This window comes from Roseomonas sp. CAU 1739 (assembly GCF_039839775.1).
Taxonomy (GTDB): domain Bacteria; phylum Pseudomonadota; class Alphaproteobacteria; order Acetobacterales; family Acetobacteraceae; genus Neoroseomonas.
Genome location: NZ_JBDOQQ010000019.1, coordinates 73,099 through 89,048 on the forward strand (window position 1 = coordinate 73,099; position 15,950 = coordinate 89,048).

The following is a 15,950-nucleotide window of genomic DNA, read 5'->3' on the forward strand; positions in this document are numbered from 1 at the left end:
TACGCTGCAGCCTCCCTTTGCCGCCGTGCCTCAGGGGAGGCTCTGATGCCAAAACCTGCTCCCGCGCCCGAAACGCGCTCCGTACGTACCACGCCAGGTGTCGCGCCTGGCACAGAGTTCCCGCGGTCCAGGCGGCCGTAGCGCCTGGTGGGGAGGCTTGGAGGGCCAAAGCCCCTCCAATTCTTCGGACAAGCACGCCGCGATCAGCCCGCGATCGCCGTCGTATCCTTGCGCGTCTTCCACAGCGACCACAGCACCCCGCCGGCGATCATCGCCAGCGTGACGCCCAGGGAGATCGCCGGATCCACCTTCCCCACGATCTGGTTCCAGAAGATCTTCCCCCCGATGAACACCAGCACCAGCGCGAGCGCGTATTTCAGGTAGTGGAAGCGGTGCACCATGGCTGCCAGCGCGAAGTACAGCGCGCGCAGGCCGAGGATCGCCATGATGTTCGCGGTGTAGACGATGAAGGTGTCGGTGGTGATCGCGAAGATCGCCGGCACGGAATCGACCGCGAAGATCAGGTCGGCGATGTTGATCACCACCAGGGCCAGGAACAGCGGCGTCGCCACCCGCGCCATCGCGCCGGTCTTCGGGTCGGCTTCGCGCACGAAGAACTTCTGGCCATGCAGCGTGTCCGACACGCGCATGTGCCGGCGCATGAAGCGCACGATCGGGTTCTGCGCCATATCGGGGTCGCCTTCCGGCACCACCAGCATCTTGATGCCGGTGCCGATCAGAAAGGCGCCGAAGATGTACAGCACCCACGAATATTCCTGCACCAGCGCCGCACCGACCGCGATCATGATGCCACGCAGCACGATGACGCCGATGATGCCCCACACCAGCGCGCGATACTGGTACGCGCGGGGAATGGCGAAGTATCCGAAGATCAGGCTGATGACGAAGACGTTGTCGATCGACAGCGCCTTTTCGATGAAGAAGCCGGTGAAGAAGGCCACGCCGGCATGGGTGCCGTCGCTGGTGGCCAAGGCACCGGCATCATGCGCCCACCAGATGCCCGCGCCGAACAGCATCGCGAAGCCGATGTAGAAGGCCGAGAGCCACAGGCTCTGGGCGATCCCCATCTCGCGATCCTTGCGGTTCAGCACGCCGAGGTCGAAGGCCAGCAGCGCCAGCACCACCGACAGGAAGCCGCCCCACATCCACAGCGGCTTGTCCAACCATTCCGCGGTCAGGAATTCCATCCCCGACATCTCCTCTCTGGCGCGATCGACGATCGGCCAGAAAGGGCCTGTCGAATCGCGCGGTTTCCCACGCGATCCGACATCACGGACGCCGCCCATGCAGGGCCGACGACCGCCAGAGGGGCCCGGATCGAGAGGGGGAGATGGTTTCGGCCCGGCCCGTCGTCAAGACCGGTTGCGGCGGAAGCCCGGATGCCCCATGTGGATTTGCACGGGCGCTTCCGGGCCACTAGGTTGCGCCCCGTTCAGACGGAATAGGGCTGCGCCCAGAAGGGTGCGTCCGCAACGGGATCGAGGCGTCGCCATGGGTTCGTTCAGCATCTGGCACTGGCTGGTCGTTCTGCTTGTCATCCTGCTGCTGTTCGGCAGCGGCAAGATCAGCGGCCTGATGGGCGACCTGGCGAAGGGCATCAAGTCCTTCAAGGCGAACATCAAGGAAGACGAGAAGGACGCCTCCATGGAAGCGCAGGCCCCGGCGACGCCGCCGGCCGGGAACATCCCGGGCCCGCAGCAGGGCACGGCTTCCGCTGCACAGGCGCAGCCGCAGCCGGGCAACCGCCCCGCGGCCTGACCGACCTATTCAAGCGGCGGCACCGGCCCGTCACCCCTGCGCAGCGCCGCCCGAATGGGTTGCTGGGCAGGGGACGGGCCGGTGCCGTTTCCGGAGGCCGCACGACCCCCTCGCCCCCGCGGCGTGGCCGGGCCCCGTTGCTCCCGGGTAGGGTAGTGCCATGAATTTTCAGACAGCGACCAGCGCCATCATTGCGGCCGGACAGCGCATGGACCGGCCGGGCTGGGTTCCGGCAACGGCCGGGAACATCTCGATCCGCCAGCCCTCCGGACAGATCGCCATCACCCGGTCGGGCTGTCACAAGGGTATGCTCCAGGCCGAGGACGTGATCCGCGTCGATGCCGCGGGAGCGCCCGTCGACCAGGGCGCCCGGCCATCCTACGAGACGCTGCTCCATTGCGGCATCTATCGCCGCTTCGCCGATGCGGGTGCGGTTCTGCATGGCCATTCCATCGCCAATACGGTTCTCTCGCGCCGCGCGGGGGCTTTCATTCGCCTCGGCGGGTATGAATTGTTGAAGGCATTCCCGGGCGGGCCGACGCATGACGTGGCGGTCGATTTGCCGGTATTCGACAACGACCAGGACATTCAACGGCTGCAACGGGCCCTGGATGCGCTGTGGGATGATGCGCCGGGCGCTCCGCCGGGCTATCTGATCCGCGGTCACGGCGTCTATGTCTGGGGGCCGGACATGAACGCCGCCATGACACGGCTGGAGGCGCTGGAATTCATGCTCCTCTGCCATCTGGAAGAAGGGAGGCATTCGCCATGAGCCTGCTCACCATCCGCGACGCCGCCACCGGCGCCGAGACGTTCCACACGCAGGATGCCGCGAAGATGGCCGAGGCGCTTGCGCCGATTGGCGTGCGCTTCGAACGCTGGCCGGTCGCGCCGCTGCCCGAGGGCGCGGAAGCCGACGCCGTGCTCGCCGCCTATCGCCCGCAGCTCGATGCCTTCCTGCGCGAAAGCAAGGCCGGCACTGCCGACGTCATCCGCCTGACCGCCGACCATCCGCAGAAGGATGCGATCCGCGCCAAGTTCCTCTCGGAGCACATCCATACCGAGGACGAGGTGCGCTTCTTCCACGAAGGCGCGGGCAATTTCGTCATGCATGTGGATGGGAAGATCTACGACGCGCATTGCACGCGCGGCGACCTGATCTCGGTGCCGGCCAACACCAAGCACTGGTTCGATGCCGGGGAGATTCCGCACGTCACCGCGCTGCGCGTGTTCACCGACACCACCGGCTGGACGCCGCATTACACCGGCAGCGATATCGCCGCGCGCATCCCCGTCTCGGTGGGCTGAACACGCCATGGCGCTGTCCTGCGTGCTGACGGATATCGAGGGCACCACCAGCGCCATCGCCTTCGTGAAGGACACGCTGTTCCCCTTCGCGCATGACGAACTCGACGCCTTCCTCGATGCGCATTGGGAAGACCCGGAGGTGGCCGCCATCCTCGCCGAGGTGCGCGCCATCGCGCTGCATGAGGAACCGCGTTCCGTGCTGCGCCTCTGGATGAATGAGGACGCGAAGGTTACCCCGCTCAAGACCCTGCAGGGGTTGATCTGGCGCGCGGGGTATCTGGATGGGCGGCTCAAGGGCCATCTGTGGCCGGATGTCGCACCCTGCCTGCGGGCCTGGTCGGCGGCGGGGCTGCGCCTCGCGGTCTATTCCTCCGGCTCGGTCGCGGCGCAGAAACTCCTGTTCGGGCATTCGCAGGCCGGCGACCTGACGCCGCTGTTCGACGGCTTCTTCGACACCAAGGTCGGCGGCAAGCGGGAGGCCGCGTCCTACGCCACCATCGCCGCGGGACTGCACCTGCCGCCCAGCGAGGTCCTGTTCCTGTCCGACGTGGCGGAGGAACTGGACGCCGCGGCGCAAGCGGGCCTTGCCACCTGCCAGCTTGTCCGCGCGGCGGATGGCACGCAGCTCAGCGACCGCCACGCGCAGGCGGCGGATTTTCCGGCCGTGGCGCGGTTGTTCGGCCTGCCGGCGGCAGGCTGACGGCCGCATGCCCTACGCGGTCACGCTGCGCCTCGACGCAGCTGCGGCCGCGCCGATCGAGGCGATGTGGCGCGCCCTCGCCGAGGCCGGGCTGCATGAGGACAGCCTCGCACTCGGCTATCCGCCACATGTCACGCTGAGCATCCATCCGGACGGGGTGGATACGACACGGCTCGATGCCGCCGTCGCGCGCTTCGCCGAGGGCTGGACCTGGCCGGCGCTGCACTTCGCGAGCTTCGGCGTCTTCGCCGCGCTGGTGCCGGTGCTCTACCTCGCGCCGGTCGTGACGGATGCATTGCTGCTGGGTCATCAGGCGCTGCTCGGCGCGCTGGACGACCTGCCCTGCGACGCGCATTACCGTCCCGGTTGCTGGGTGCCGCACGTCACCCTCGCCAAGGGCGGTTCGGCCAGCCAGCCCGGTTGGATGGGTCGCGCACTGGACTGCCTCGTGCCGCTGTGGAGCAGCCTGCGGGCCGGCCGGGCGGAACGCCTTGATCTCGTGCAGTTCCGGCCGGTGGCCGTGCTGCGAAGCCTTGTCATCCAGCCTGGTTTGGCGCCGCGCGCGACAAGCGTCTAGAAGCCAGCCAGGCCCACAGCGGAGGTTTCCCGTCATGCTCACGACCTGGACGGTCGAGGACGGCCGTTGTCGTGTCCGCGAGGGCGCCGTCTCCGATGTCACAGCCGCCCTGCCCGCGCCGGAACTGCGCGCCGCCGCGATTGCCGTGGCCGAGCCCGAAAGCCTGCGCCACGCGGTCTGGATCGACCTGCTGAATCCCACCCAGCAGGAGGAGCGCGCGGTCCAGGATGCGCTCGGCATCGAGATCCCGACACGCGAGGAGATGCAGGAGATCGAAAGCTCCTCCCGGCTCTATCGCGAGAACGACGCGCTGTTCCTGACCGCAAGCTTTCTCTACGGCGTGGAGGTCGGCGAATACGCTTCGACGCCGATCACCTTCGTGCTGACCAACACCGCGCTGATCACGGTGCGCTACGCGACGCCCAAGGCCTTCACGGTGTTCGGCGTGCGGGCGCAGCGCCAGCCGGGCACGCTGCTGGTCACCGCCGATGCGGTGATGCTGCACCTGTTCGAACAGATCGTGGATCGGCTTGCCGACGTGCTGGAGCGCCTGGGTGCGGACATGGACCGGGCCAGCCAGCGCACCTTTCGCGCCGCGCGGTCCAACATCAAGGCGAACCGCCGCGACGAACAGCTCAAGGAGACTCTGATCACCCTCGGCCAGGTCGGTGAGGTCACCAGCCGCACCATGGACACGCTGATCGGCCTGACCCGCATCCTGACCTTCATCGGTGCCGAGAAGGCCACGGCGGTGCGCAAGGAAAACCAGAACCTGCTCAAGACACTGGTGCGCGACGTGCGATCGCTGGTCGATCATTCGAACGCGCTGACCAACAAGGCACAATTCCTGCTCGATGCCGTGCTTGGCGTGATCAACGTCGAGCAGAACGCGATCATCAAGACCTTCACCGTCGCCTCGGTGGCGCTGATGCCGCCTACGCTTATCGCCAGCATCTACGGCATGAACTTCGAGAACATGCCCGAGTTGAAATGGGCCGAGGGCTATCCGATCGCCCTGGTCCTGATGGTGGTCAGCGCGATCCTTCCCGTCCTGTATTTCCGTCGCAAGGGCTGGCTGTAGGGCGAACCCCGCTGACCGGGGCGGGCGGCGACGCCCGCCCGTCTCGGGCGAGGGCGAACCGCGATCGAGCGAAGCGGTCTGGTCGTGGCGCGAATCCGGCGCAGGATGGCCCAGCCACCACTGCCGCAAAGGATTCAGCGATGCGCCTGCTTCTCGCCAACCCCAACACCACGGCCGGCATCACGGCGCTGATGGCCGAGGCCGCCCGAGCCGTCGCCGCGCCAGGCACCGAGATCAAGCCGGTGACCGGGACGATCGGCGCCGCCGTGATCGGCAGCCGCATGGAGATGGTGGTCGGCGACTATTCCAGCCTGACGCTGGTGGCGCGGGAAGCCGAGGGCTGCGATGCCGTGATCGTCGCCGCGTCGATCGACAGCGGCCTGCGCGCCATCAAGCAGATGCTGGATGTTCCCGTGCTCGGCCTGACCGAGGCGGCCATCCACGCCGCCTGCCTGTCGGGTGGGCGGTTCGGCATGGTGGTGTCCTCCGCCCGCGTCGCCAGCGTGATGCGGGAGATGGTGGAGGGCTACGGGCTCAGCACCCGCCTGGCCGGCATCCGCTGGCTGGGCAGCGAGGCCAGCGCGGTGTTCAGCGACCCCGAGGGCTACGCCATCGCGATCACCGGCCTGGTGCAGCGCCTGGCAGAGGAGGATGGCGCCGATGCGGTCGTGCTGGTCGGTGCCGTGATGGCCGGCATGCCCGCGCGCATCGGGGATGCGGTGCCGGTGCCGGTGATAGAAGGCGTCACCGCCGCGGTCGTGCTGGCCGAAGGGATGGCAAGGCTGGGGCTGCGCAAGGCGACGTTGGGTAGTTTCGCGCCGCCGGTCGGGCGCAGCGTGACGGGGCTGGACCCAGCGCTGGAGGCGCGGTTCCGGGCGGCGGGGTGAGTTGCTTCGATGTGCGGGAATCGGAGGGGCGCTGCTCCATTGGCGCGAAGATGAGGTCCTGCGCGGTGTGACCGGAGAGGGCCTTGCCCCCCTCCGGACCTCCCCCACCAAAGGCTTAAGGCCTTTGGAAACCTTGGTTTTGGCGCTGAACACCGCGGTGCGGTCCGAGAATCATGGTGCCATTCTTCGCACCCCTTTCAGCCGCGCGCTGTTCCCCATGCAAAGCGCCAAAATTCCGCGGTCCAGGAGCCCGTTGGCTCCTGGCGGGGTGGTTTGGAGGGGCGGCGCCCCTCCAACCTTCACCCCGCCCGAAGCCGCGCCGCGAGCGGGGTCCACCGCGCAACTTCCGTCCGCAGATGCGCCTCGGCCGCTTCGGGAGAACTGTCCGGCCAGGTCTCGACCCCGATGCGCGCCAAGCGTTCCTTCGTCGTCGGGTTTGCCAGCGCCTCCCGCGCGGCGGCGCGCAGCCGGGCGAGGATGTCCGGCGGTACGTCCGGTCGCGCGTAGAGGATCTGCCAGGCGCTGACGTCGAAGCCGTCCACGCCCGATTCCGCCAGTGTCGGCAGGCTGGGATCGGGCGCGCCGCGCTGCGCGCCGCTGGTCGCCAGCGCCCGCAGCGCGCCGGCTTCGACGAGGGGCTGCAGAACGGTCGGCGTGTCGATCGTCATGTGCATGCGGCCGGCGACGAGGTCCTGGATGGCGGCCGCCGTGATGCGATAGGGCACCATGGTGAAGTCGAGGCCGAGCGTGGCCTTGAGCAGTTCGCCCGCCATCGCGTTGGTGGTGCCGGGCGTGCCGCCACCGTAGTTCACGCCCGCACCCTCCCGCCGCAGCCAGGCGAGAAAGGTCGGCATGTCGGTGGCCGGGACGTCCTTGTGCACCACCAGCATGAAGGTCTGTCGCGCGGCGAGTGCCACCGGTGCGAAGGCCGTCGCGGGATCGTAGGGGAAGTTGGGATAGAGCAGGTTCATGACCGGGTGGTTGTTTGTCGCCGTCATCAGCGCATAGCCATCGGCCGGGGCGCGGAGGAGTGCGAGCGCGCCGAGCGTGCTGCCCGCACCGGGCAGGTTCTCCGGGACCAGCGGGCGACCGAGCGGCACGGCGATCTGCTCGGCAAGGATGCGCCCCACCGCATCGGTCAGCCCGCCCGGCCCGACAGGCAGGATCATGCGCAGCGGGCGGTTGGGGTAGGCGTCCTGGGCCAGGGCCCGGGTGGTGGGCAGGAATGCGGCGGCACCCAGCAAGGCGCGGCGGGTCGTATGCGGCATGGCAGCCCCTTCGGTTAGGAACAGATCGGTTCTGATGGCCGTGCGATAGCGTCCCGCCGGGAGACTAGGGCAGATGCCGCGCCTGTAAAATCGAGGCTCCGACCCGATGCCATGGACCAGGCCTCGGGCCTGCAGCGCGACCGCGCTCGTCAATCGCTTTGCCATCGATGCCGCCGGCGCATGGGGCTTGCGGCAAGACCAGGACTCTCCCCGGTTCCCGCGGCGCAGCATTCCTGCTTGGATCGGGGCAGCCAGCAGGAGCCCGAGCATGAGTGAACCGGTCCGCGTCCCCGCCTCCCTGACGAATTGCCGCTGGGGTGCCTTCGATGCGTCCTTCCCGCCGGTCGCGAGCATCGATCCGGGCGAGCTGGTGGTCCTCGAATGCCTGTCCGGCGGGCCGGAGGTGATGCCGCCGCAGGAGAAGATGATGGCGGTGCCGCCCATGCTGCGGGAGGTGCACCAGAGACTGCCGCGGCTTGGCGCCCACATCATCACCGGCCCGGTCGAGGTGCGCGGCGCGGAACCCGGCGATGCGCTGCGCATCGACATCGAGAAGATCGAGTTGGGCAATGATTGGGGCTTCTGCGGCTTCCGCCCGCTCTTCGGCACGCTGCCCGAGGACTTCCCCTATCGCCGGACGCTGCACATCCCGGTGGACCGCGCGGCGATGACCTGTCGGCTGCCCTTCGGCCCGTCCGAGGCCGGGATGGAGTTGAAGCTGGCGCCGTTCTTCGGCGTGATGGGCGTGGCGCCGCCGCGCGACTGGGGGGCGGTCAACACCAAGGAGCCGCGCGCGATGGGCGGCAACCTCGACAACAAGGAGCTGACCGAGGGGACCACGTTGTTCCTGCCGGTGTTCAACGAGGGTGCGCTGTTCTCGGCCGGTGACGGCCATGGCGTGCAGGGTGATGGCGAGGTCTGCATCAATGCACTGGAAATCTGCCTGACCGGGCATTTCCGCCTGTCACTGGTGAAGGGCGGCGGGGCGAAGGACCCGGTGCTGAAGTTCCCGCGCGCCGAGACGAAGACGCACTTCATCACCATGGGGCTGAACGAGGATCTCGACCTCGCCATGAAGCAGGCGCTGCGGGAGATGATCGGCTTCATCTGTTCGCGCACGAACCTGTCCGACGCCGATGCGTATCAGTTCTGCTCGCTGGCGGTGGATTTCCGGGTGACGCAGACGGTGAACGGCGAGAAGGGGGTGCATGGGATGCTGAGGAAGGGGCTGCTGTTCTGAAAGACCGAGGCCAGGGACTGTGCCGGGCGCCGATGGCTCCGGGCGCCTGAAGTCGGCACAGCCGTTGCATCCCCTGGGCATCAAACCGCCCAGGGGCCTGCAGCCACCATGACCATCCCACCGTTCAGCCGCCGCGCCCTGATGGGTGCCGCCGCCACCGGCGTCGCCGGGCTCCCATCAGCCAGCCCCGCGCTTGCCCAGGCCACGCCGGAACGCGTCATCCGCTATGGCATCTCCATGGCCGATATCCCGCAGACCACCGGCCAGCCGGACCGCGGCGCCGGTGCGTACCAGTTCACCGGGTACACGTTGTACGACCCGCTGGTGGCCTGGGAGATGGACGTGGCCGACCGCCCGGGGAAGCTGGTTCCCGGCCTCGCCACCTCCTGGGAGGCCGACCCCGCCGATCGTCGCAAATGGGTGTTCCGCCTGCGCGAAGGTGTCACCTTCCACGATGGCTCCGCCTTCGATGCCGACGCCGTGATCTGGAATTTCGAGAAGGTGCTGAATACCCAGGCACCGCATTTCGACAACCGCCAGGCGGCCCAGGTCCGCCCGCGCCTGCCCTCCGTCGCATCCTACCGCAAGGTCGATGCGCAAACCGTCGAGGTCACCACCAAGGCGGTGGACAGCTTCTTCCCGTACCAGATGCTGTGGTTCCTCATTTCCTCCCCGGCGCAATACGCGAAGCTCAGCAATTCCTGGGACCGCTTCGCATCAGAACCGTCGGGCACCGGCCCCTTTCGCCTCGCGCGCCTCACCCCACGGCAGAGCGTCGAACTGGTGAAGAACGCAACCTACTGGGACCCGCGGCGCATCCCCAAGGTGGACCGCGTCATCCTGGTGGTCGCCCCCGAGGCGACGACGCGATCTAACGCGCTGATCTCCGGCCAGGTGGACATGATCGAGACGCCGGCGCCCGACATCGTCGCGCGGCTGCGGCAGTCCGGCGCGCGCATCGTCGAGAACGTCACGCCGCATGTCTGGAACTATCATCTCAGCCTGCTCGAAGGTTCACCCTGGCGCGACATCCGCCTGCGCAAGGCGGCGAACCTCGCCATCAACCGCGATGAGGTGGTGGGGCTGCTGAACGGCCTGGCCAAGCCCGCGGTCGGCATGGTGGACCCGTCCTCTCCGTGGTTCGGCCAGCCCGAATTCCGCATCCGCACCGATATGGACGAAGCGCGCAAACTGGTCCGCGAGGCCGGGTACAGCCCGCAGAACCCGCTGCGCACGCGCTTCCTGGTGCCCTCCGGCGGGTCGGGACAAATGCTGTCCATGCCGATGAACGAGTATATCCAGTCCGCCTGGCGCGAGGTCGGCATCCAGGTGGAGTTCCAGGTCGTCGAGCTCGAAGTTTCCTACACCTGCTGGCGCCAGGGTGCGGCCGGGGAGATCGCGCGCAGCGGCAATATCACCGCGAACAACGTCGCCTACGTCACCTCCGATCCGCTCTACGCCTTCATCCGTTTCTTCCATTCCAACCAGGCCGCGCCGACCGGCGTGAATTGGAGCCACTATCGCGACGCCGAGATGGACCGGTTGATCGACAGCGCACAGCAAAGCTTCGACGTCGCCGAACAGGATGCGCTGATGCGCAAGGTGCACGAAAAGGCGGTGAATGAGGCACTGCTGGTCTACGTCGTGCACGACACCAACCCGCATGCATTGGGGCGCAATGTGCGTGGCTATACCCAGGCACAGCACTGGTTCCAGGATCTGACGACGGTGTCTTAGAGAGCAGGATCCGTTCGCCTTCGCTCACGCCTCCTGCTCCATGCCTTTGTTTGATCGTGTGATTCACGCCTCCGGCGATTCCGCCTGCGGCGATCACGCTTTGGGTTGACACCCGGAGGGCGGGCGGCGGGCTTCCGCCCGCCTTGCCTTCGCGCACGCACTGGTGCGTCCGGGGCGGATGATGGTCCGCGCGCGGTCGCGCCATGCGGTCCCGGATCGGGTGCAGACGGCGGGATGCTCGGCGCCGACGCGATGCGGAAGTCGTGGTGCGTCAGCGCAGCGGCCCGCCGCCGCGCCCAGGCTGTAGCCACAGCCCGACCGGCGGCAGCGTCGCCGGCGCCTGGCTTATCGTCGGGTCGGGCGGGCACAGCGGCCGCATTGCGCCGCAATCCCACACGAAGCGGTCGGGCCGGCCGGTCAGCTGGCCGCCGCGTTCGAACCGGCATTCGCAGAGCTTGCCGGCCATGCAGGCGGCCTGGCCCTCGATCTCCGCCGTGCACACCGGCGGGGACTGCGCCCGGGCGGACAGGGCGGTCGTGGCAAGAAGCAGGATCATCCAGCGCATCGGACCAGTCTGCGCCGCGAAGCTTGCCGATCCGTTGCCGCCGCCTATTGCGGGTAGGTGCCGACCACCACCGGGCGCGACGGATCGCCCCCTTCGAACATCACCCAGACCGTTTCGCCCACCGAAGGGGGCGCCGCGCCCGGCATCCCGAGCGCGCGGCAAGGCATCGCCCAGCCGCTATCCTCGTCTCCGCTGACGGCGGGCACGCGCACCTGCACGCGCCCGCGCGCCATCGGATCGAGGTTGTTGATGCACATGCCGCGAAAGATACCGTGGTAGGTCATGCCGAAGCCTCCGATATGGGCAGGGCTACCTTGGCACAGCCGCCGCGGCCCCGCATTGCGACAAGCGGCGCTTGACGCAGCGCAACACAGAAGGTCTATCTACCGAGCGACGGCCCCGCGGGACCGTCATCGGTGTCCTGCCCCCGAGGCGCGCGGCGCGGCCGCGACGACCGGGGCACCAGGCCACCGAGAGTAAAAGCCCGTGACGCGACGCCCGGTCCCGCCCCGTTTTGGCGCGTATCGGCCACGCGGCACGGACCGAAACGGGCCTTCGCCGGCACGCGGTCCTTCGTGCGCCGGGCAACGCGTTGCGAGGCTTCCCCATGCCGCTCGGCGACCCTGCTGAACCCGACCCGGATTCCACATCCTTCGTGCGCCTGGTGGGCGGTCGCGCCTGGTCCAGCCGCATCGCCGCCCTCGCCGAGCGGGCGCAATCCGGGCCGCTATCCGGCCGCGCCGCGCAGCAACGCCACGCCCTGGAATTCGCCCTGGCCCGCGCCGCCGACCCGCGCGCCGCGGCGAAGGCCGGGCAGGCCGAACGCCGTGTCCTGGCCTTCGCGCAGGATGCGGTGCGCCTTGCCCGCAGCCTGCCCGCCGGCCCCCGCGCCCGCCTGCGCGCCCTGTTGGCCGAGGGCCTGACGGGCGAGGCCACGTTGATCCCGCTGTGGCACCTGCTGCGCAGCGCGGCGCTGTATCGCGAACGAGGCTTCAGCGTGGAATTTGCCGGCCTGGCCGAGGAAGCCCCGTTCGACCTGCGCATCACCCGCGACGGCACCGTCGCCGAGGTGGCCTGCGAAACCGTCTCGGCCGAGGATGGCCGGCCAGTCCATCGCGGCGACTGGTGCGCCCTGGTCGATCGCGTGCATCCGGAACTGCAGACATGGCTCGCCGCCCATCCTGGCCGCTATCTGCTGAAGGTCACGCTGCCCGATGGCCTGGCCGGCCCCGGCAAGGCGGCCGAGTTGCAATCGCGCATCGTCGCGCTGCTCGCCGCCCAGAAGCGCCAGGACAGCAGCGCGGACGCGGTGCTAAAGCTCGACCCGCTGGTGCTGGCCGGCGCCCAGACCGCCGCCGCCCTGCCGCAGCACCTGCGCGCGCAGTTCGGGCCGGAGGCCCATCTCGCCGTCACGGCCGGCGCCTCGGGTGGTTCGGTCTTCGTCATGGCCGCCCGCGCAGGGCGGGAGAATGCGGTGGCGGATGCCGTGGTCGCCCGCATGCGCACCGCGGCGGCGGCACGGCTGACCGGGAGCGCGCCCGGGATCCTGTCGGTGTTCGTGGAAGACCTGGATCGCGCGGAATGGCGGTCGCTGCGGGAGACACTGCAACTTGAAGGCGCTGTGCGACGGTTCCTCACCGAACCCATGGCACGGCGCGTGGTGGCCACGGCCTGCGCCTCGCGGATGGAAATGTTCGGCATGGCGCCGCCGGATGCTGCACCGGACGGCGAGCTGCGATTCCGCAACCCCGGGCATCCGGCCGGGAAACTGCCGGCCCTCGCACCGGCTGTGACGTCACTGGCGTGATGGCGCGCGAGGAGGCCGATCGGGGCGGGCGCATTGGAAGCGCCATGCCCGTCCAGCCATGGGTTTCCAACGACTGCCATGCAATGCTGATGCGGTCCCAAAGCGGCGAACGCGCCCCCGGACGGCAGGAACCTGGTACCGCGGCATCAATGCGCCGAAGCCGGCACAGTCGCATGAAGCGCGCTGAGACAACGCAGACCGGCCACGGCGCACAGAGCCAGGAATCCGGCATTCCAAAGGCCCCTCGGCCTTTGGTGGGGTGAGGTCCGGAGAGGGGCCAAGCCCCTCTCCGCGTCCCGTCCTCTCAGGCCGGCGTGAACATCGGCACCGGCGCGGCACCTTCCTCGGTCGGCTTGAAGACGATCTTCACCTTCTGCCCGATCTTCAGCGAATCGAGGTCGCAGTCCACGATGTTGGTGAACATGCGCGGGCCTTCGTCGAGTTCGACGTAGGCCACCGCATGCGGCTCCTTCGTGCGCATGACGGAGAAGGAGTAAATCGTCCCCGTGCCCTTCGCTTCCACCATCTCGATGTTGTTCGAGAGCGTGAAAGGCGAGCAGCCGCGCGGATACCAGAAATGCTTGCCGGTATCCTTGCACAGGCCGATGAGGAACCTGCCCTCGCGGGCAGCGTCCCAGAACGGCTTGGTCGTGGGGTCTTCCTTCGGCGCCGGAATGGCGCGGTTGGCGGATTGCGTCGCCATGATGATCACTCCCGCTCCATGATGAGGGTCGCACCGCCGTGGCGGTGGCCCAGCAGGCCGCCCACGCCGTTCGCCAGCGCCAGCTTGCAGCCCGGCACCTGGACCTTGGGGTGCGCTTCGCCGCGAAGCTGGCGCACCGCCTCGATCACCTTGGTCATGCCACCGCGGTTCGCCGGGTGGTTGTTGCACAGCCCGCCGCCATCGGTGTTGAACGGCAGCTTGCCGACGCCGCTGATGAGGTTGCCGTCCATGACGAACTTGCCGCCCTCGCCCTTCTTGCAGAAGCCGAGGTCCTCAAGCTGCATCAGCACCGTGATGGTGAAGCTGTCATAGATCGAGGCGTACTGGATGTCGGCCGGCTTCACCTTCGCTTCGGCGAAGGCGGCCGCACCGGCCTGGCGCACGGCCGAGTAGGACAGGTCGATGCCGCCACCGGCCTGGTTCTTGGTGGCCTCGGCGCAGCCGAGCACCTTCACCAGCGGACGCTTCAGCGACTTCGCGATCTCCGGCTTCGCCACGATCAGCGCACCGCCGCCATCGGAGATGACGCAGCAATCGAGCCGGTGCAGCGGGTCGGAGACCATCGGGGAGTTCACCACCTCCTCGACCGTGACGACCTTCTGCAGCATCGCATGCGGGTTATACTGGGCGTGGGTGGAGGCGGCGACCTTGATCCAGGCGAGCTGTTCCGAGGTGGTGCCGAATTCATGCATGTGGCGCATCGCCACCATGCCGTAGGAATTTACCACCGTGCGGCCCATCGGGATCTCGAAGGGGTCGTCGGGGATGTTCGGCGCCCAGGACCGCGGCACGGTGCCCGTCGCCATGCCTTCGGCGCGCGGCCGGCCGGCCAGGGTGATCAGGGCGACGTTGCAGCGGCCTTCCTTGATCGCCTGCGCGGCGTGGCCAACATGCATGACGTAGGAGCAGCCGCCCATGTCGGTGGAATCGACATGGCGCAGCTTGGTCAGCCCCATGTAGTCCGCCATGTTGATGGGCCCGAGGCCCGGGGCGGCACCGGTGCAGAAGAAGCCGTCCACGTCGTCCTTCGACAGGCCGGCATCCTGCAGGGCGCCGTAGGCGACCTCCGCATGGAGTTGCGCGACCGACTGTTTCTCGGCCTTGCGCGTCGGGTGCTCGAAAGCCCCGACGAGATAGGCCTGGCCGTTGATGCTCATGACGGGAGCGTTTCCTCCTGCTGGTTCAAGCGCGGCGCAGGGAAGCAGCGGAAGGCCACGCTGTCGAGGGGGCGGCCCAACCGATCGGTCAGCGCCGGCGGCCAGTGCCGCCCGACCTTAGGCCCAGGGCCCTGCCCCGGGCCCGGGCCCGGAGCGCATGGCGCGACCGCGCCAAGACCTTCAGCGGCCGCCGGCACGCCAGCGCTGGGCGCGAAGGCAAGCGGCCCGGATGGGCCGCGCCCGCCGATCGAGGGCATATAAGAAAGTCCCGCCGGGGCCGTGCGGAATTGCACGACACCCGGCGGGGTTTCACTGCCTGGCTGGGGGGCAATTCAGCGCGGCAGGAACTCGGCGAAGTATTCGTAGCTGTCGGCATTCATCTGCGCGGCAGCGGGGTCGTCCTTGGCCAGCGCCTCGACCCGGGCAGGCTGGTAGGCATGGTCGCGGGTGCCGAGGGCGAGGTGGCTCATCTCATGCAGGATGATGCCGCCCTGGCTGTCCTGGCCGGTGCGCGCGGCGCGGAAGTAGGCCGGGCAGACGCCCATGACTTCCCGCGCATTCCCGCCCCAGCGGACATAGGCGAAGGTCTGGCCGCGGCAGGATTCGGCGCGGTTGCATTCGTAGGTCAGGCGCGGTTCGCGCTGGTCCATGCCGGCCGAGATGGCGCGGAAGTTCTTGGCGATCGCCCCCGCCGGATTGCTGCCGAAGAAGCGGGCAAGGTGCGGGCGGATCGCCTCGGGTTCCAGCGCCAGCGCGGCGAGCGAGGCGTTGGTCATCTGGCGGGCATCGGAGAAGCCACGACGGATGGCAACGCGCTGTTCCTCGGTGCAGGTACCGGCCTGCGACAGGGCCTGCCGGTCGCCGCCCTTCACGCCCTGCGCCGCGAGCGGCAGCGGGGCCAGCATCAGGGTGGCGAGGGCGGCGGCGATGGAGAAGGACTTGCGCATCTCGTGTCTGCCTGGGTTGGGGTGGCAGGGGGAGAATGACGCGACGGGTCGGCCCCGGCGATGAAACGGTTCACGGGTGGATCGGTTGCGGCGACAAGGTTGGAGGGGCCTTGACCCTCCAAGCCACCCCACCAAAGGCCTAAAGGCCTCTGGACACCTCAACTTCGCGCCGG

General features: G+C 68.6%; 17 protein-coding genes. 10 read left to right on the forward strand and 7 right to left on the reverse strand.

Annotated elements, in window-relative coordinates; translation table 11 throughout:
* Positions 1 to 203: 203 nt before the first annotated feature.
* Positions 204 to 1,208: a TerC family protein gene (locus AAFN86_RS24605; RefSeq protein ID WP_347546231.1), complete on the reverse strand. Its 1,005-nt coding sequence runs from the start codon at positions 1,206 to 1,208 to the stop codon at positions 204 to 206.
* 304 nt (positions 1,209 to 1,512) lie between these two features.
* Here AAFN86_RS24605 and AAFN86_RS24610 point away from each other — a divergent pair, with 304 nt between their 5' ends.
* From AAFN86_RS24610 to AAFN86_RS24640, 7 genes are all read left to right on the forward strand, one after another.
* Positions 1,513 to 1,779: a twin-arginine translocase TatA/TatE family subunit gene (locus AAFN86_RS24610; protein ID WP_347546232.1), complete on the forward strand. Its 267-nt coding sequence runs from the start codon at positions 1,513 to 1,515 to the stop codon at positions 1,777 to 1,779.
* A 160-nt stretch (positions 1,780 to 1,939) separates the two neighbouring features.
* On the forward strand, positions 1,940 to 2,551 hold the full coding sequence (locus tag AAFN86_RS24615) for a methylthioribulose 1-phosphate dehydratase (RefSeq protein WP_347546233.1): 612 nt from the start codon (positions 1,940 to 1,942) through the stop codon (positions 2,549 to 2,551).
* The gene (locus AAFN86_RS24620; RefSeq protein WP_347546235.1) at positions 2,548 to 3,087 is read left to right on the forward strand and encodes an acireductone dioxygenase; all 540 of its coding nucleotides are present in this window, start codon (positions 2,548 to 2,550) and stop codon (positions 3,085 to 3,087) included. Before AAFN86_RS24615 ends, AAFN86_RS24620 begins: the two co-directional genes overlap by 4 nt.
* 7 nt (positions 3,088 to 3,094) lie before the next feature.
* On the forward strand, positions 3,095 to 3,787 hold the full coding sequence (gene mtnC, locus AAFN86_RS24625) for an acireductone synthase (protein WP_347546236.1): 693 nt from the start codon (positions 3,095 to 3,097) through the stop codon (positions 3,785 to 3,787).
* A 7-nt stretch (positions 3,788 to 3,794) separates the two neighbouring features.
* Positions 3,795 to 4,364 carry a 2'-5' RNA ligase family protein gene (locus AAFN86_RS24630; RefSeq protein WP_347546238.1) on the forward strand — a complete coding sequence of 190 codons (570 nt, stop codon included), beginning with the start codon at positions 3,795 to 3,797 and terminating at the stop codon, positions 4,362 to 4,364.
* 34 nt (positions 4,365 to 4,398) lie between these two features.
* Positions 4,399 to 5,445, forward strand: coding sequence for a magnesium/cobalt transporter CorA (gene corA / locus AAFN86_RS24635; protein ID WP_347546239.1), 1,047 nt, complete (start codon positions 4,399 to 4,401; stop codon positions 5,443 to 5,445).
* Positions 5,446 to 5,585: 140 nt separating this feature from the next.
* Positions 5,586 to 6,332 carry an aspartate/glutamate racemase family protein gene (locus tag AAFN86_RS24640; RefSeq protein ID WP_347546240.1) on the forward strand — a complete coding sequence of 249 codons (747 nt, stop codon included), beginning with the start codon at positions 5,586 to 5,588 and terminating at the stop codon, positions 6,330 to 6,332.
* A gap of 299 nt (positions 6,333 to 6,631) precedes the next feature.
* Here AAFN86_RS24640 and AAFN86_RS24645 read toward each other — a convergent pair whose 3' ends face one another.
* On the reverse strand, positions 6,632 to 7,600 hold the full coding sequence (locus AAFN86_RS24645) for a tripartite tricarboxylate transporter substrate-binding protein (protein WP_347546241.1): 969 nt from the start codon (positions 7,598 to 7,600) through the stop codon (positions 6,632 to 6,634).
* Between the two features lie 268 nt (positions 7,601 to 7,868).
* Between AAFN86_RS24645 and AAFN86_RS24650 the strand changes: the two genes are divergently transcribed.
* Positions 7,869 to 8,840 carry an acetamidase/formamidase family protein gene (locus AAFN86_RS24650; RefSeq protein WP_347546242.1) on the forward strand — a complete coding sequence of 324 codons (972 nt, stop codon included), beginning with the start codon at positions 7,869 to 7,871 and terminating at the stop codon, positions 8,838 to 8,840.
* Positions 8,841 to 8,948: 108 nt separating this feature from the next.
* Positions 8,949 to 10,577, forward strand: a complete 1,629-nt coding sequence (locus AAFN86_RS24655) for an ABC transporter substrate-binding protein (RefSeq protein WP_347546243.1) — start codon at positions 8,949 to 8,951, stop codon at positions 10,575 to 10,577.
* Between the two features lie 271 nt (positions 10,578 to 10,848).
* On the opposite strand, the gene AAFN86_RS24660 is transcribed toward AAFN86_RS24655, so the two are convergent.
* Together AAFN86_RS24660 and AAFN86_RS24665 are read right to left on the reverse strand one after the other, a co-directional pair.
* A complete protein-coding gene (locus AAFN86_RS24660) occupies positions 10,849 to 11,142 on the reverse strand; it encodes a hypothetical protein (RefSeq protein WP_347546244.1) in 294 nt (97 codons plus the stop codon).
* 44 nt (positions 11,143 to 11,186) lie between these two features.
* On the reverse strand, positions 11,187 to 11,426 hold the full coding sequence (locus tag AAFN86_RS24665; protein ID WP_347546245.1) for a phage baseplate assembly protein V: 240 nt from the start codon (positions 11,424 to 11,426) through the stop codon (positions 11,187 to 11,189).
* Positions 11,427 to 11,749: 323 nt separating this feature from the next.
* On the opposite strand from AAFN86_RS24665, the gene AAFN86_RS24670 reads away from it, so the two are divergent.
* Complete coding sequence (locus tag AAFN86_RS24670; RefSeq protein WP_347546247.1) at positions 11,750 to 12,949, forward strand: hypothetical protein; 1,200 nt, start codon at positions 11,750 to 11,752, stop codon at positions 12,947 to 12,949.
* A 304-nt stretch (positions 12,950 to 13,253) separates the two neighbouring features.
* Here the strand turns inward: AAFN86_RS24670 and AAFN86_RS24675 are convergent, their stop codons facing one another.
* The 3 genes from AAFN86_RS24675 to AAFN86_RS24685 form a co-directional block, all read right to left on the reverse strand.
* Positions 13,254 to 13,652: an OB-fold domain-containing protein gene (locus tag AAFN86_RS24675; protein WP_347546248.1), complete on the reverse strand. Its 399-nt coding sequence runs from the start codon at positions 13,650 to 13,652 to the stop codon at positions 13,254 to 13,256.
* A 5-nt stretch (positions 13,653 to 13,657) separates the two neighbouring features.
* The gene (locus AAFN86_RS24680) at positions 13,658 to 14,830 is read right to left on the reverse strand and encodes a thiolase domain-containing protein (protein ID WP_347546250.1); all 1,173 of its coding nucleotides are present in this window, start codon (positions 14,828 to 14,830) and stop codon (positions 13,658 to 13,660) included.
* Between the two features lie 332 nt (positions 14,831 to 15,162).
* Complete coding sequence (locus AAFN86_RS24685; RefSeq protein ID WP_347546251.1) at positions 15,163 to 15,777, reverse strand: M35 family metallopeptidase; 615 nt, start codon at positions 15,775 to 15,777, stop codon at positions 15,163 to 15,165.
* Between the last annotated feature and the right edge of the window lie 173 nt (positions 15,778 to 15,950).